At 70.8% G+C, this 15,799-nt stretch carries 12 protein-coding genes and 1 riboswitch; of the genes, 3 read left to right on the forward strand and 9 right to left on the reverse strand.

Translation table 11 applies throughout. The features are described 5' to 3' along the window. Positions 1-1,084: 1,084 nt before the first annotated feature. The 4 genes from WG209_RS08565 to WG209_RS08580 all read right to left on the reverse strand — a co-directional run bounded on the left by WG209_RS08565 (position 1,085) and on the right by WG209_RS08580 (position 6,187). Complete coding sequence (locus tag WG209_RS08565) at positions 1,085-2,386, reverse strand: DUF1015 domain-containing protein (protein WP_337174612.1); 1,302 nt, start codon at positions 2,384-2,386, stop codon at positions 1,085-1,087. Between the two features lie 112 nt (positions 2,387-2,498). Next, the gene (ahcY, locus tag WG209_RS08570) at positions 2,499-3,932 is read right to left on the reverse strand and encodes an adenosylhomocysteinase (protein ID WP_337174613.1); all 1,434 of its coding nucleotides are present in this window, start codon (positions 3,930-3,932) and stop codon (positions 2,499-2,501) included. Between the two features lie 19 nt (positions 3,933-3,951). Further along, positions 3,952-4,037: riboswitch (S-adenosyl-L-homocysteine riboswitch) on the reverse strand. A gap of 221 nt (positions 4,038-4,258) precedes the next feature. Beyond that, complete coding sequence (locus WG209_RS08575; protein WP_337174614.1) at positions 4,259-4,831, reverse strand: PEP-CTERM sorting domain-containing protein; 573 nt, start codon at positions 4,829-4,831, stop codon at positions 4,259-4,261. 264 nt (positions 4,832-5,095) lie between these two features. Continuing rightward, positions 5,096-6,187 (reverse strand): catalase family protein, encoded by a 1,092-nt coding sequence (locus WG209_RS08580; RefSeq protein WP_337174615.1) that lies wholly within the window; start codon positions 6,185-6,187, stop codon positions 5,096-5,098. A 126-nt stretch (positions 6,188-6,313) separates the two neighbouring features. Here WG209_RS08580 and WG209_RS08585 point away from each other — a divergent pair, with 126 nt between their 5' ends. Together WG209_RS08585 and WG209_RS08590 are read left to right on the forward strand one after the other, a co-directional pair. Beyond that, complete coding sequence (locus WG209_RS08585; RefSeq protein WP_337174616.1) at positions 6,314-6,880, forward strand: elongation factor P; 567 nt, start codon at positions 6,314-6,316, stop codon at positions 6,878-6,880. A gap of 314 nt (positions 6,881-7,194) precedes the next feature. After that, entirely contained in the window at positions 7,195-8,838 is a 1,644-nt protein-coding gene (locus WG209_RS08590) for a hypothetical protein (RefSeq protein ID WP_337174617.1), read from the forward strand. Positions 8,839-8,919: 81 nt separating this feature from the next. On the opposite strand, the gene WG209_RS08595 is transcribed toward WG209_RS08590, so the two are convergent. From WG209_RS08595 to WG209_RS08615, 5 genes are all read right to left on the reverse strand, one after another. After that, complete coding sequence (locus WG209_RS08595) at positions 8,920-9,834, reverse strand: cobalamin-binding protein (RefSeq protein WP_337174618.1); 915 nt, start codon at positions 9,832-9,834, stop codon at positions 8,920-8,922. A 24-nt stretch (positions 9,835-9,858) separates the two neighbouring features. Beyond that, the gene (locus WG209_RS08600; RefSeq protein ID WP_337174619.1) at positions 9,859-11,097 is read right to left on the reverse strand and encodes a pitrilysin family protein; all 1,239 of its coding nucleotides are present in this window, start codon (positions 11,095-11,097) and stop codon (positions 9,859-9,861) included. A 31-nt stretch (positions 11,098-11,128) separates the two neighbouring features. Continuing rightward, a complete protein-coding gene (locus WG209_RS08605; protein WP_337174620.1) occupies positions 11,129-12,397 on the reverse strand; it encodes a pitrilysin family protein in 1,269 nt (422 codons plus the stop codon). Positions 12,398-12,569: 172 nt separating this feature from the next. Further along, on the reverse strand, positions 12,570-13,100 hold the full coding sequence (locus tag WG209_RS08610) for an N-acetyltransferase (protein WP_337174621.1): 531 nt from the start codon (positions 13,098-13,100) through the stop codon (positions 12,570-12,572). A 171-nt stretch (positions 13,101-13,271) separates the two neighbouring features. After that, the gene (locus tag WG209_RS08615; protein WP_337174622.1) at positions 13,272-14,387 is read right to left on the reverse strand and encodes a methyltransferase domain-containing protein; all 1,116 of its coding nucleotides are present in this window, start codon (positions 14,385-14,387) and stop codon (positions 13,272-13,274) included. 536 nt (positions 14,388-14,923) lie between these two features. On the opposite strand from WG209_RS08615, the gene WG209_RS08620 reads away from it, so the two are divergent. Beyond that, positions 14,924-15,778, forward strand: coding sequence for a nidogen-like domain-containing protein (locus tag WG209_RS08620; protein ID WP_337174623.1), 855 nt, complete (start codon positions 14,924-14,926; stop codon positions 15,776-15,778). The last annotated feature ends 21 nt before the right edge of the window (positions 15,779-15,799 follow it).

Below are 15,799 nucleotides of genomic sequence, written 5' to 3' on the forward strand. Positions count from 1 at the left end.
CCGAACTGGGATGCAACACGGACCCACCACGCGGGCGCGCTTCGGGCCCGCGGAAGGAAAGCGACGCGCCGGGATTGTCCGACGGGCGCCGGTCCGGCGATGCCGGGCCCGCCCCCGGTACAGGCGAGACGCGGCGGCGTCGACGGCCCGCCCGGAAGACGCCCGCCCGCCGCTCACTCCCTTCCTAGGCGATAATCCCCGCCGACCCGTCCCGGCGGATTTCCATTTTCCCGACCCGGCCCCCAGGACGGCACGGGGGCGAACGCGAGTCCCCTCTCCCGCCGGGAGAGGGTGGCCCGAAGGGCCGGGTGGGGGTCCTGGCGATTCGGGGATCGCGGCGGTTCATCTCGGGCGCGAGCGTGGAGCCCCGCCTCGAATCTCCCCCCTTCTCCCCTCGTGGGAGAAGGTGCCCCGGAGGGGGGGATGCGGGGGGGGCGCGACCGGGCCGCGCCACAACAGGCTCCTGGTTCCGCCCCCCTCATCCGGCCTTCGGCCACCTTCTCCCACGAGGGGAGAAGGAACGTTCGGCGTCGACGGGCGGCGAGCCCGCATGCCATCTCAAAAGAGTCGGGTCGTCAGCCCGGCGGGAGAGTGGACAGGATTGGGCCGGAAGCCCTACGCATCGTGACGCGAGGCGTAAGCGCGGCCGGCGCCATCCCGAAGCGCGTCGAGCCGCGCCCATGGTTCCGGCCTTTCGCGCGAAATCCTCCCGGATTCGTGAAATCTCGCCGCCGAACCCGGCGATCATGGGAAGTGACGGTTCGCCACGCTCCTTGACAACCCGGCCGGATCGGAAAAATGGCCCCGGCCCCTGGGGCGGAAGACGCCGAGGCGCGCACGCGCCAACCGCGCGCGATCGAGAGGTCGGCCCCCAAGACCCCGCCGCCGGGCGGCGGCCGGAACCACCGAGAAATCACTTCGAAAACGACGAACGAAGCCAACTCGCCAGCGACGCAAACGCGAGGCTTGATAGCCGGTTACGTCGAATCCGAGGAAACACGCCGCGCGCGAACGAAGCCAACCTCCGGGCTCGTCGTCGGCGTCCCGCCGGGGCCCTCGCGTGGGAGGGCCCGGCGGGGGGCGATCACCGGAGGGGGTTGAAGACCAGGCCGGTGAGGAGCTTGGGGTAGAAGTAGGTGCTCTTGGGCGGCATGGTTTCGAGGGCGGAGGCGATGGCCTCGACGTGCTCCATGCTGGCGGGGGGGACGAGGCAGGCGACGTCGCAGCCCCTCGCGTCGACGTCTTCCTTGACCTCGCTGGCCAGGTGGACGTAGCGGGTGGAGCGTTCCTTGGTCAGCGGGGCGAGCAGGTGGTCGAGCACGAGCACCTGGAGGATGCTCACGCCGAGCGACCGCCAGTCGGCGCCGTGGTCGGCGGCGAGCTTGTCCATGGTGGCGTCGGAGCGGAGCCGGGCGACGGTCCACTTGCCGTCGGCGACGGTCCCGAAGGCCAGCACGTCCTGCTCGTCGCTCGACTCGGTGGCCAGCGCGGCGGCCTCCAGCCCGGCGTCCCCCTCGCCGACGACCTCGAGCGCGAACTCGGAGCCGAGGCGGTTGGCCAGCTCGGTGGCGGTGAGGCCGGGGATCCCCTTGACCAGCCGGTGGGTCGGCAGGATCAGGAGCCCGGGGTCGCTCATGGAGACCATCATCATCAGGCAGAAGTTGGCCGGGTCGTCCGGGCCGGTCAGCTCGCCGGCGGCCTCCAGCTCGTTGCGGTAGCGGAGGCCGGTCTCGTAGCGGTGGTGGCCGTCGGCGATGAACGTCGGCTTCGACCCCATCAGGCCGACGACGGCCGAGATCACCTCGGGATTGGTGCAGAGCCAAAGCTTGTTGACGACGCCCAGGTGGTCCTCGGCGACCATCGGCGTCTTGTCCTTGATCCCCTCCTCGACCTTGCGGATGACCTCGTTGGTCGGGTCGGGGTAGAGGCCGAAGATGGGGCTCAGGTTGAAGCCGGTGGCCTGGTAGAGCGCCAGGCGGTCGGCCTTGGGGCCGGCGAGGGTCTGCTCGTGGGGGTAGATCTTCCCCTCGCCGAAGGGCTCCAGCCGCACGCGGGCGAAGAAGCCCTTGCGGACGTGGGTCTTCCCCTCGACCTGGTACGTCTGCTCGTAGACGTAGAAGGCGGGCTGCTCCTCGGTCCGCAGCACGCCGTCGCGCCGCCACTCCTTGAGGAACCGGGCGGCGCGGGTGTAGGGGCTCTCGTCGGCGGGGTCGCCGGGCTCGGCCTTGTTCAGCTCCATCCGGATGCTGTTGTACGGGCTGGCCTGGTAGAGCTTCTCCTGCAACTCCGGGCCGATGACGTCATACGGGGGGGCGACCACGTCGGACAGGGCGCCGACCTTGGTCACGTCGTAGCGGACGCCCTGGAATGCGCGAACGTCGGGCATCGGGGATGTCTCTCGTCTTCGGGGATGTGGGAGCGGGAAAGAACGCGCGACGCCCCGAGGCCGGCGGGCGGCCTCGGGGCGCGGTCGGATGGGTGGGATGGGGCGAGGCCGATCAATAGCGGTAGTGATCGGACTTGTAGGGCCCCTCCTTCGGGACGTTGATGTAGGCGGCCTGCTCCTCGGTCAGCTCGGTGAGCTGGACGTTGAGCTTGCGGAGCTGCAGCCGGGCGACGTGCTCGTCCAGCTTCTTCGGCAGGACGTAGACGCCGACGGGGTACTTGTCGTTGTTCTTCCAGAGCTCGATCTGGGCGAGCGTCTGGTTGGCGAACGAGGACGACATGACGTAGGAGGGGTGGCCGGTGGCGCAGCCCAGGTTCACCAGGCGGCCCTTGGCCAGCAGGATGATCCGCTTGCCGTCCGGGAAGATCACGTGATCGACCTGGGGCTTGATCTCCTCCCAGCGGTAGCCTTCCAGCGAGGCCACGTCGATCTCGTTGTCGAAGTGGCCGATGTTGCAGACGATCGCCTGGTCCTTCATCCGAGCCATGTGGTCGTGGTGGATGACCTTGAAGTTGCCGGTCGTGGTCACGAAGATGTCCGCCTTGTCGGCGGCGTACTCCATGGTGACGACGCGGTAGCCTTCCATCGCGGCCTGGAGGGCGCAGATCGGGTCGATCTCGGTGATCCAGACCTGGGCCGAGAGGGCCCGCAGGGCCTGGGCCGAGCCCTTGCCGACGTCGCCGTAGCCGCAGACCACGGCGACCTTGCCGGCGATCATCACGTCGGTGGCGCGCTTGAGGCCGTCGACCAGCGACTCGCGGCAGCCGTACAGGTTGTCGAACTTCGACTTGGTGACCGAGTCGTTGACGTTGATGGCGGGGAACTTCAGCTCGCCGCGCTTGTGCATCTGGTAGAGGCGGTGGACGCCGGTGGTCGTCTCCTCGGTGACGCCCTTGACGGCGGCGAGCCGCTCGGAGTACCAGCCGGGCCGGTCGGCCAGCCGCTTCTTGATGGCGGCGAACAGGACGCGCTCCTCCTCGCTGCCCGGCTTGGCCAGGACCGAGGCGTCGGACTCGGCGCGGGCGCCGAGGTGGAGCAGCAGCGTGGCGTCGCCGCCGTCGTCCAGGATCATGTTCGAGAAGCCGCCGTCGGCCCACTCGAAGATCCGGTGGGTGAACTCCCAGTACTCCTCCAGCGACTCGCCCTTGAAGGCGAAGACCGGGACGCCGGCCTCGGCGATGGCCGCCGCGGCGTGGTCCTGGGTGGAGAAGATGTTGCAGGACGCCCAGCGGACCTCGGCGCCCAGCGCCGTGAGGGTCTCGATCAGGACGGCCGTCTGGATCGTCATGTGGAGCGAGCCGGTGATGCGGGCGCCCTTCAGGGGCTGGCTCGCGGCGTACTCCTCGCGGATCGCCATCAGGCCGGGCATCTCGGTCTCGGCGATCGCGATCTCGCGGCGGCCCCAGGGGGCGAGCGAGATGTCGGCGACGTGGTAATCCTTGGCGGGGGCGTGGGCGACGGTCTTCTTCTCGGCGACTGCGGACACGTTCAAAGTCTCCATGAACGATGAACGGGCGCCGTTGCGAAGAATCCCCGCCCCGTCGAGCCTGGCAGGCGCGTCCCGCGCGCCGTCGCAGCGCCCCTCGACGGGGTGGCGTCGGCCCGGAGTTCCCACCGCGGGCCGACATCCCTGAACCATCTTCCAATGGTCGCTCATTCATACCAAAGCGCGGCGCCCGGCGACAAGGCGAACGGGCGGCGAGGCCGCGCGGCCCGGCGAGGAGTGCCCACGCCAGGTTGAGAGGGGGGGGAGAGGGCCGAGCGTCCGTCGGCCCACGCCCACGGGACGGCGTGATCTTCGCCGAGGCGGCGTCAGGCGGGGCGTCGACGGGCGAGGGCGAGCAGGCCGACGGCGCCGACCATCGCCATCGCCAGCGAGGCCGGCTCCGGCACCGCCGCCGCGGCGGTGGTCACGGACGTCAGGTCGCCTTCCTCGCGGATGCCGAGGCGATTCACGATGACCGCGACCGAGCCGAACGAGTCCGGCGTGACCGCGTAGCTCGCCGGGAGGTCGTCCGGCCCGCCGGCCGCCCACTGGCTGTGGATGCTGAAATAGAACGCGCCGCCGTCGGCGCTGAACAGGTTGATGCTGATCGAGCCGTAGTGCGCGACCGAGACGATCCCGGTGTCGGCGACCGCCGAGTACGAGCCGCTGGGCCCGTCGACGCTGAACCCCATGGGGAAGGCGGCCGACGGCTCGTAATCGCCCCCATTCGGGTTCGGGTTCAGGTCCGGCGTGTCCAGGTCATACCAGAACGACCCGGTGAACGCGGACGCCCCGCTCCCCCCGGAGAAGTTGAACGTGATGGTGCCGGCCTCGCCGCGGCCGGCGAACCCGATCGCCAACGCGGCGGCGACGGCCAGGCGGATCATCCTCATGCTCATCGGTAGGCTCTCCCGCCCGGGCCGCCTCGGCCCTCCATCAACCCACCCGCGTGGTGAGTTAGGGGATCATGCAACGCCCGGGGGCCCCAGGCTACGCCCGACCTACTCCGCACGCAACCGTCAAGACGCATGCTCGCCGTAGATTTACAATAATTCACGAAGAGCGGACTTCGGCCGACCGGCGCATCGAAAGGAGGAAGCCGCGAGGCTTCGGCGAAACACTCCCCCGAACGAAAAGCGACGCCACCGACCGCGACTGTTCAATTAAGCCGCGGGTCCCGGGGACCGTTCGGGGTCGGTCTCGGGCGTCGGCTCGACGCGCGGGACGCGGTTGCGGTCGTGCCGGAGCCTGGAGATCGCCAGGTAAGTGGCCCGCCGGGCGCGGTTGATCCCGCCGAGGGGTTCATGGTCGGGACGGCAGCGAGCGGGGGAAAACTCCAGGTTCTCGCAGAAGTCCATCCAGCGCCCGAACGGCTGGTTCGCGGCGATCTCGATCGTCGCGACCGGCACCGGGGGAAACCTCTCCTCGTCCCACTCGACCGAGGCGTCCTCGATCGGCTGGGCGTCGGGGTCGAGTTGAGGTTGCACGAGGAAGTCGTACCGCGCGGGCTTCATGGACAGATGCCGGGCCATCGCCTCGCGGAGCTGATCCGGGGAGGACTCCTCGGCCTCGATGACCGGGCCGTCGAGCACCGGCCGCGCGACGTACTTCACGGCGGCCCCCTCGCCGAGCTTGTAGGGGGTGGTGCTCCAGTAGGTCGCGGCCATCGGGTTCGTCGGCACCCGGCGCATCATCTGGAAGAGCGCGGAGGCCGTGCGGGGGCGTCCCACGAGGAACAGGGCCATCGGCAGCCGGGAGAGCAGCCGGAATCTCGCCGTCGCCACGCCGAGCCTCGCCTCCTGGAGCCTGGCGACCTCGATCGCGTCGCGGACGGCGAACCGGGGGAAGTCCAGCAGGACGAGGTCGTGCGTCGTCCCCTCGGTCCCGTCGGGATTCCGGGCGCCGGGGACGTCCATCAGCTTGATCGCCATGCCGTGGCCGCCGCCGAGGCGGTCGTCCTTCTGGATGGCGTTGGAGAACCGGATCCAGGCGGGGAAGCGACGGCCGGGCTCCGCGAACAGGCCCCGGCGCAGGTGCTCGGGCACGTCGTCGCGGACGACGAACTCCGCGCGGACCGCGCCGTGCTGCTTGGGATGCTGGGACCGCGGGACCGGCCTGCCGTCCACGCCCAGCCCCTCGTCGGCGACCTTCCGTTCCAGCAGCCGCGTCTCGACCTCGACGATCCGAGCGATCGCCCGTTCCTCCCCCTCCGGCGAGGCCTCGCGGCCGGGGGCCGCCTTCGCGTCTCGACTCATGGGACCTCCCGTCGACCGGCTTTGACCGACTTTCCGGGGCGCGGGTAAAATATCCGGCCGTCGCCGGCCGCTGGGGCCGGCCGTCGCCTCGCCTTCCGCCCCCCCGTTCGAGGGAGTCAGCCCCCCGTGGTGCCCGCCAAGGATTTCAAGCGTCGGATGGTCGTCGAGATCGACGGCGCGCCGCACATGATCGAGCAGATCCACGTCCAGACGCCCTCGGCCCGGGGGGCGGCGACGCTCTACAAGGTCAAGGCCCGCAACCTCAAGACGAAGAACCGCGTCGAGAAGTCGTATCGCGGCACCGACGCGCTGAACGAGTCCAGCTTCGAGCGCAAGCCGATCCAGTACCTCTACCGAGACGGCGACGAGCTGCACTTCATGGACTCGGGCGACTTCTCGCAGTTCTCGTTCCGCGCCGAGGACCTGGCCGACCAGCTCCCGTTCATGACCGAGAACATGCCGGACGTCGAGGCCCTGGTGGTCGACGACGAGGTGATCGCCATCGACCTCCCCGACACCATCGAGATGACCATCGTCGACACCGCGCCGGGGGTCCGGGGCAACTCGGCGACGGGGAGGACCAAGCCGGCCACCCTCGCGACCGGCCACGTCGTCCAGGTCCCCGAGCACATGGAGCCCCAGACCGTCGTCCGGGTCGACACCAGGACCGGCGAGTACCTCGGGCGCGTCTGAGCCTCCCCCGCCCGCAACCGCCCCGCGACCGGCCGCGACGCCGCGGCCGGCGCGGTCTCGCCGACCGCCCCAGGAGGTCGGCGCGTCAGAACCGCCTTGCCGAGACGCGGGAATCGGCGCGAATAGGGGCCCTCGGGAATTCGTCTGTTAAACTGGAAAGTGACCGCCCGACTTCGCCGTCGCGGCCTCATCCTCACCAGCGATCCACCCGAGAAACCACGATCAAGCCGGGACGACGATCGACCCAAGCCGCCCCTCGCGGCCGCGGGGAGCGGCTCTCCCGGGCCAATTCGATACGGAAAGGCGTCTCACCCATGTCGACCACTCGGTTCCTCAATCGTCTGTTCGCCGGGGGGGTGCTCCTTGCGGCCTCCTCCGTCGTCCCGGCGTTCGCCGACGACGAAAAGACCACCACCAAGCCCGACGCCGCCCCCGACGCCGCCGTCTCGGCGGAGGACGAGGCCCCGGCCGTCAGCCTCCTCGAAGCCATGCGCGACGGCCTCGTCGACGTCCAGGCCGAAGGGAAGGGGGACGGCCGCATGACCGTCTCCGTCACCAACAAGTCCCGTCGCAAGCTTAACGTCGTCCTCCCGCCCGGCCTCGTCGCCTCCGGCGCCGCCGGCCAGTTCGGCGGCATGGGGGGCATGGGCGGCGGCATGGGGGGCATGGGCGGCGGCATGGGGGGCATGGGCGGCATGGGCGGCATGGGTGGCATGGGCGGCGGCATGGGCGGCATGGGCGGCATGGGAGGCATGGGCGGCGGCATGGGGGGCATGGGCGGCGGCATGGGCGGCATGAGCGGCACCATGCCCCCCACGATGGGCATGATGATGCTCGCCCGCCTGATCATGCAGCTCTGCGGCGACTACGACAGTTGGGATCAGCGCAGCCTGGCCGCCGGCATGATGGGCGGCATGGGCGGCATGGGCATGGGCGGCGGCATGGGCGGCATGGGCGGCGGCATGGGCGGCATGGGCGGCATGATGGGCGGCGGCATGCGGTCGGTCGCCCCGACCGGCCTGCCGTTCGCGGCCCTCAAGCCCGGCCAGACCCGCAACCTCCCCACCCGGCTCGTCAGCCTGAGCCCGCCGACCGACCAGGGGACGATCCGCCTGCCGCGCGAGGGCGAGAAGCTCCAGATCGGCGACGTCTCGCAGCTCGGCACGGACGACCGCGTCCAGAAGGCCCTGCGCCGGCTGGCGGCGGAGAAGGCCCCCGAGTCGATCTCTCAGCTCGTGATGTGGCGGGTCGCCCAGGGGCTGGACTGGGGCGTCATCGCCCAGATGGCCGAGCGCCGCGGCAAGAACTACGAGTATGAGCTGTCCCTGGCCCAGGACTTCGTCGACCGCCTCGACACGATCCAGGGCGACGAGACGGGCGAGCTGCTCTTCCAGGTCGACGCCAAGGACGCCGATTCCGAGGCGATCGCGGGAGAGCTGACCCGGGCGCTCAAGGACAAGCCGGTGCTGGGCCTGTGGGCCCGCGAGGGCGTCCCGACCGCGCCGACCGGTCCGTCGGTCGCCTGCCGCGTCCGCGTCGACGGCAAGTCGGCGGTGGTGCTGGTGGCTTCCAGCAACAGCACGAGCCAGGCGTGGGAGCCGTTCGGCAAGTTCACCCTCACCGTCCCCCGCAAGGACGGCGAGGTCGACGCCGCCGCGCTGGCCGACGAGCTGGCGGGGGGCGTCCTGAACCGGCTGGTGCGGGCCCAGGTCAGCCCGGGCCCCCGCGAGAAGGGGAAGCCGACCTTCCGCATCAAGATCGACAACGCCTCCCCGCTGATCCTCAACGGCCTGGCCATCGCCGGCGTCGAGAAGGGCGACGACGAGCCGCGCGAACTCTCCGGCATCTCCATCTCCCCGCGTCGGAGCATGACCTTCCCGGCCAGCGACTCCGTCGTCAAGGAGCTGGGGCTCCGCAAGGGCGTCCGCATCACCGCCGCCGACCTCAGCGGCCTGTGATCCGGCCCCTCGACCCGGCCCGAACCCGATAACCCTCGACCGTCCGCCGCGGGCCTCGCGCCCCCGGCGGACGGTTCGCGTTCAGGGCTTCGGCAGGAACCGCCACGCCTCGCCGCGGCGGGTGTCGAGCGGCCCGAACAGCAGCGGGGCCATCGCGCCGGCGGCGATCCGCAGGCCGACCTCCAGCCGCGGCCCCGGGCGCGAGAAGAACGCCGAGCCGTCCACGAGCGCCACCCGCCCCTCCCGCACCGCCGGCAGCCTCCGCCATTCGGGCCGGTCGATCACGCTCGCCATCTCGCGCGCGGCCCGTTCCAGCTCGAACCCGCAGAGGGCCACGAGGATCACCTCGGGCTCGGCCTGGGCGACCTCGTCCCACCCGACGCGCCGGGATCGCTCCCCCGGCCGGCCGATCACCTCGCGCCCGCCGGCCAGCTCGATGATGTCCGGGTTCCAGTGCCCGGAGGAGAACGGCGGGTCGAGCCATTCCAGCAGGGCGACGCGGGGGCGGGGGCGGGAGGGCATGACGAATTCGCGGATCCAGCGCACCGTGCGATGGAATCCCGCGACGAGGTACTCGGCCTCCACCGGGCGCTCGATCAGGTCGCCGACGCGGCGGAACATCGCGAACACGTCGTCGAGCGTCCGCGGGTCGACGCTCTCGACGCGGGGCGAGCCGGGCAACGCCGCGGCGGCGCGGCGGACGGTCGCCTCGTTCACGGCGCAGACGTCGCACTGCTCCTGGGTCAGGATCAGGTCGGGCCGGAGCGACGCGAGCGTCGCCTCGTCGAGCGTGTAGAGGCCGGCCTGCCGTTCGGAGACCAGGGCGTCGATCTCGGCGCTGGTGGCCTCGGCGGGGATGCGGCTGGCGGTGAGGCTGGGGAGTTCGCGCACGCTGGCCGGGTAGTCGCACTCGTGGGTCACGCCGACGAGGTCGTCCCGCCTCCCCAGCGCGCAGACGAGCTCGGTGAGCGACGGCAGCAGGCTGACGATGCGCATGGGGCGGGGCCTCGGGGTCGCCGATCACTTCGGCGGTTGGACCTCGGTCGTCGGGCCGACGGAGGCGATGGTCATCGGCCAGAGGGGCCATTCGCGGACGAGGCGGCCGATCTGGTCGACGGAGACCCCGGAGAAGGCTTCCAGCTCCCGCTCGATCGGCAGGTACGCGCGGCGGTAGGCCCAGTGGAAGCCGAGCGAGGCCAGGCGGCCCATCGGCCGCTCGCCGCGGATCACCGATCGGGCCAGCACCTTGTTCCGCGCCTGGGCCAACTCCCGCTCGGTCACGCCCTTCTCCATGACGCCGCGGCAGACTTCGGCGACCCGCTCCAGGTTGTCGTCGACGTCGTCGGGCTCGCAGGAGAGGAACGTGTAGAAGCCGCCGGCCTGGTTGTAGTCCTGATAGCTGATCTCGGCGCCGTCGGCGTGGCCGGGGTCGACGAGCGCCCAGTAGAGGTGCGAGCTGGTGTGGTCGCCGAGGATCGTCGCCAGCAGGTGCGCGGCGTAGCGGTCGTCGCTCTCCAGCGGCGGGCCGTCGGCGACGCCGACGATCGTCTGCTGGAGGTCGTCCTCGCGGAGGATGGCCTCGAACGCCCGGCGGCCCCGGACCGGCCTGGCGTCGCGCGCGGGATGCACGCCGGTCCAGTCGCGGCAGCGGTCGGCCGCCAGCTCCAGGAGCTGGTCCCATTCCCCCTTGCCGGCGAAGCCCAGGACGATGTTCGCCGGGCTGTAGCGGCTGGCGAAGTAGGAGCGCATGTCGTCGGCCTTCATCGCCGTGATGGAGTCGACGGTGCCGAGGATGCTGTTGCCCAGCGGGTGCCCGCCGAAGTGGGCCGCCTTGGCCGCCTCGTAGGCGACGGACATGGGGTTGTCCATGTACATCAGGATCTCCTCGATGATGACCTTCTTCTCGGTCTCGAAGTCGTCATCGCGGAGGGTGGGGCGGAGGATGTCGGCCAGGACGTCGAAGGCGCGCGGGAGGTATTCGGGCAGGCAGGTGAAGTGGTAGAAGGTGTCTTCCTCGGACGTCTGCGCGTTGTGCTTGGCGCCGACGCGGTCGAAGTCCTTGTTGACGGCCAGGGCGTCGCGGCGCGCGGTCCCTTTGAACGTCATGTGCTCCAGGAAGTGGGAGACGCCGGCCAGCTCGGGCGACTCGTCGCGGCTGCCGGCCTTCACGAAGAAGCCGGCGGCGATCGAGTGCGCGTCGTCGTTCAGCTCGGCGATCACTTCCAGGCCGTTGTCCAGCGTCGCGTGGTGGAATCGCATCGGCGTTCGGTCCTCCGCCCCGGGGCCTCGCTCAGGCCGGGAGCTTCACGTCCAGGGGGGTGGGGCCCAGCGTCAGGATGGTCAACTCGCCGGGCTTCAGCAGCGTCCGGGCGTAGGAGGAGACCGACTCGGGCGTCAGCGCGTCCATCGCGGCGGAGATCTCGTCGAGCGGGCGGACCCGGCCGAGGAAGTACCAGTCGGACGCCAGGGCGCTCGACCGGCTCATGCTGGACTCCTGCGCCATGATGAGCGACGACTTCAGCCCCGCCCGCATGGTGTCCAGCTCCTCCAGGTCGACGCCCCCGTCGGCCAGCCGGCGGAACTCCGCCAGCATCACGTCGAGCGTCTCCTGCGCCCGCTCGGTGGAGGTCCCGGCGTAGCTCAGCATGGCGCCGCGCTCGCGCTGGCCCTCGTAGCTGGCGTAGACCGAGTAGCAGAGCCCGCGCCTCTCGCGGACCTCGGTGAACAGCCGGGCGGACGAGTAGCCGCCGAGGATGGCGACGGCGGCGCGGGCGCGGTAGTAGTCGGGGCCGGCGACGGTCGCCGCGGGGGCGGCCATCGCGATCTGGATCTGCTGGGTCTCGCGGGCGATGTGGTCGATCCGGGGCCCGGCCGGCCTCTCCGACAGCCGCGGCTCGGGCCGGCGCTCCCAGCCGCCGAACAGCGCGCCGACGGCGTCGCGCAGGCGGGGCCAGTCGATCGCCCCGGCCACCCCGAGGATGGCCCCGTTGGGGCGATACGCGGCCCGGTGGAACGACCGCAGCGACTCGGGGGTGATCCTCGCCACGTCCTCGGGGTTCCCCGGCGAGGGGCGGCCCCAGGGCTCGGGGAAGTGCCGCCGGCGCAGCTCGTAGATCACCTTGGAGCCGGGGTCGTCCTCCAGGCTCCGGAGGTTCTGGAGGCAGAGCGAGCGGATCGGCTCGACCTCCTCCTCGTCGAACCGGGGGCGGAGGACGATGTCGGCGAAGATCTCCAGCGCCGGGATCAGGTTGGCGCCCAGCGTGGCGGCGGAGAAGCCGGCGTGGACCGTCTGGGCGCTCTCGGAGTGGCTGACGCCCAGGTCGTCCAGGGCGTTGAGCAGCTCGCGGCTGTCCCGGTCGCCCGCGCCGCGCGTGATCCACTCGCAGAGCATGGTCGCCGCGCCGCCGCCGACGTCCAGGCCCTCGGCGGCCTCGTAGGCGGCCCCGGCGGGGACCAACAGGGTAAACGAGGCCGACTGGACCCCGGGCATGGTCTCGGCGACGAGCACCAGGCCGTTGGGATACTCGTGCTGCTGGATCGTCGCGGTTGGCGCCGGCACTGCGTTCCCCCGTTCGCGAGCGGCCCGCCGACTCGCGCGAGCCCGGCCGCCCTCCGCCCTTGTTGTGTCTTCGTCGTCCCGCCCGGGGTCGGCCGGGCCGCCCCCAGAGGATACACGCGACGCCCCCCGTCGCGGAAGGCCGCCCCTCGTCCCGGCCCGCCCACGCCCCGGCTCAGGCGTCGACGGCCTTGTACAGGGTCTTCGCCTTGCGGAACCCCAGCGCCTTGTAGAGCATCACCGCGGAGCGGTTCTCGGCCGTCACCTCAAGGTACGCCTTGCGCAGGCCCGCCTGGTGGAAGCCCCAGAGCGCCCGGTTCACCAACGCCCGCCCCAGGCCCAGGCCGCGATACTCCGGCAGCACGCCGACGTTCTGGATCGCGCCGATCGGCCCGTAGTCGACGACCCCCTGGATCGTCCCGACGTAGCCCTCCGGGCCGGCGATCATCCAGGTCGCGGCCGGCAGGAAGCCGGGCTTGCGGCGGATCTCGCGCATCAGCCGCAGGCAGCCATGTCGGTCCCCGAGGCAGGGGAAGACCGTCGAGTCGACGGCGTCGGCGAAGCTCCGGTACTTGACCTCGGCGTGGTCCGCCAGCAGGCCCTCGTCCCAGGGCGCCCAGCAGAACCGTCCCGGCAGCGGCGGCGACAGGTTCGACCCGTCCAGGTCGACTTCCATGCGAAGCCGCTTGTAGTAGGTGATCGCCATCTGAGGCCCGAAGGTCCGCCCGCGCCCCGGCCCGATGCATCGCGGCCGAATCCCCCCGCGCCGGGGGGGCCTTGACATTCTAGGAAGACCGCGCGGGGCGGTCAATCGGACGACCGGGAGCTTCCCCCCGCGCGGCCGACCCGCCCCGACGACTCCCCCGAAGTTCCCGCCTCAGACGAGGTTGGGGAAGCACCACTCCACGGTCGGCTTGACCCCCTTGGGGACGGCGGCCGGGTCGACGACACGCGACGTCAGCCGGACGGTCGCCTCGCCGACGTGGGGAGGCACCTCGACGGCGAACTTGTCGTAGTGGCACTCGCCGAAGGCGCGGGCATGCCGCGGCAGGAGGACGCCCTCGGCGAGCTTGCGGCCGTCGGCCTCGATCTCGGCGCGGAACTCGACCTGATACATCCCCAGCGGCTGGACCCGGGGATAGACGACGAACCGCTCGTGCCCGTCGAGGCGGAACCGCAGCTCCACGGCGCCGGCGCCCGGCCGCGTCTGGGTGACCGGCTCCGTCTCGCGGCCGATCGGCAGGGCGATCGCGCGGCCGTGCTCGGGCTTCCGCAGGATGTAGAGGTCCTGGCCCCCGGCCAGGCCGCTGAGCGGGAACCGCTTGACGACCTCGAAGCCGGCGAACTGCTCGTCCATCGCCGCCGGCGAGTGCGCCGAGGCCACCTGCACCTGCCCCTGGTCGTTCGCCTCCTGGCTCGGGAAGACCAGGTACGAGAAGACCCCCTCCTCGCCGATCCCGTACATCTCGTAGGCCTTGGCCTGCTCGCGGTACGAGTGGAACAGGGGGAAGAACGTGGGCCCGTGGATCGTGGCGAACAGGATGCCGCCGGGGCGCAGGACCCGATGGATCTCCCACGCCCAGAGGAACTGCATGTCCAGCCGCAGGTGCGTGAAGACCGAGAGCGCGTAGACCAGGTCGAACTCGCGGCCCTCGTAGGGGAGGGGGGGGGAGATCGACGAGAGCGCCGTCTCCGCGAAGTCGATGTTCTCGCGGCACCAGCGGGCGCACTCCTCGTGGACCTCGCAGCCGCGGATCTTCTGCCCCGGGCGCAGGTGCTCCTCGAAGGCGAACATGAAGCGGCCGACGCCGCAGCCGAAGTCCAGGATGTCGTCGAACGACGCGAAATCGAGCCCCGCCTGCTCCAGGTAGGAGAGGACCGTCCCCCGCACGACCCCGAACGACGCCTGGAAGTCCGCCTGGCTGGAGTTGTTCGCGATCCGCTGGAGCAGGTGCGGCGGCGGGAGCTTCCGATTCGTCACGCTTCGAGACATCCGTGGACTCCTTGCTCGACACCCCGCCCCGAGCGAGCGCGCGGGCGGCTTCGCCCGGGACCATCCCCTGGCCCGGACATCGCGGATTTCTAGCCTCTCCCGGGCGGGCTGTCCAGGGCGATCGCCCTGTTTTCGAAAACCGCGGAGTTGCTCGGCGTCGACGCTCGCCCGGGGCGGATATCCCGGGTGGCGGCGGTGCCCGGCGTTGCCGCGACGCATCGGACGACACGCCCCGGAACCGCTCCTAAGCACGCATTCGGGCCATCCCGAGGCACAATGTCCACCAAATACATCGTGGATGTTTTTTCAAAGATCCTTTAATCTCCGCTTGCAATCCCGGCGTGCACTAAGTACAACAAAGTCGCATTACGCGATCGACATCGACGGATTCGCAGCAAAACAGGCCAGATCACAACTAGGCTCGAGACCCAAGGCGGGTCGAGCCGGAGTCTCGGCCCACACTCGCGGCGCCCGCGATCGAGGAGGTCTCGACCGGGGGCGCGCGACGCGACGATCACGCACCAGGAGAGATGAACATGCCGAACGTGCAAAGCTTGGGATTCGCGGCCCTGCGACGCCTGGTGTTCGGCGCGGTCGCGCTCGGACTCGCCGCCGCCCCGGCGGCCCATGCCGCGGCGGTCGTGCCGGGGTTCAATAGCAACACCCTGCCCAGGAACGACGACGGCTCGACGGGGCTGGTCTCGATCGGCTTCGACGTCAACTTCTACGGGGAGAACTTCAGCCAGCTCTACGTCAACAACAACGGCAACGTGACGTTCGACGCGGCCCTGGGCACGTTCACGCCGTTCCCCCTGACCGACACGGCCCGGCAGATCATCGCGCCGTTCTTCGCCGACGTCGACACCCGGGGCTCCGGGAGCGCGGAGGTGACCTACGGGGCGGGGACCTTCGACGGGCGGCAGGCGTTCGGCGTGAACTGGGTGGACGTGGGATACTTCGGCTCCCACTTCGACAAGCTCAACAGCTTCCAGCTCATCCTGGTCGACCGTTCCGACACGGGCGCCGGGAACTTCGACATCATCTTCAACTACGACCAGATCCAGTGGGAGACGGGGGACGCGAGCCAGGGCTCCGGCGGGCTCGGCGGTTTCTCGGCCCGGGTCGGCTACTCGAACGGGACCGGGGATCCGGGCACCTTCTTCGAGTTGCCCGGTTCGGCCGTCAACGGGGCTTTCCTCGACTCCAACCTCTCCACCGGCCTGATCTACAACAGCATCGGCAGCGACGTCGACGGCCGGTACATCTTCAACGCCCGCAACGGCACCGTCATCCCGACGATCCCCGAGCCGGCGAGCCTGGTGATGTCCGGCATGGCGGCCCTCGTCGGCGCCACGATCGCCTGGCGTCGCCGGCGGCCGGCCGACGCCTGAGGCCCGCGCCTCCGACCCTTC

Source organism: Paludisphaera sp., assembly GCF_037189885.1.
Taxonomy (GTDB): domain Bacteria; phylum Planctomycetota; class Planctomycetia; order Isosphaerales; family Isosphaeraceae; genus Paludisphaera.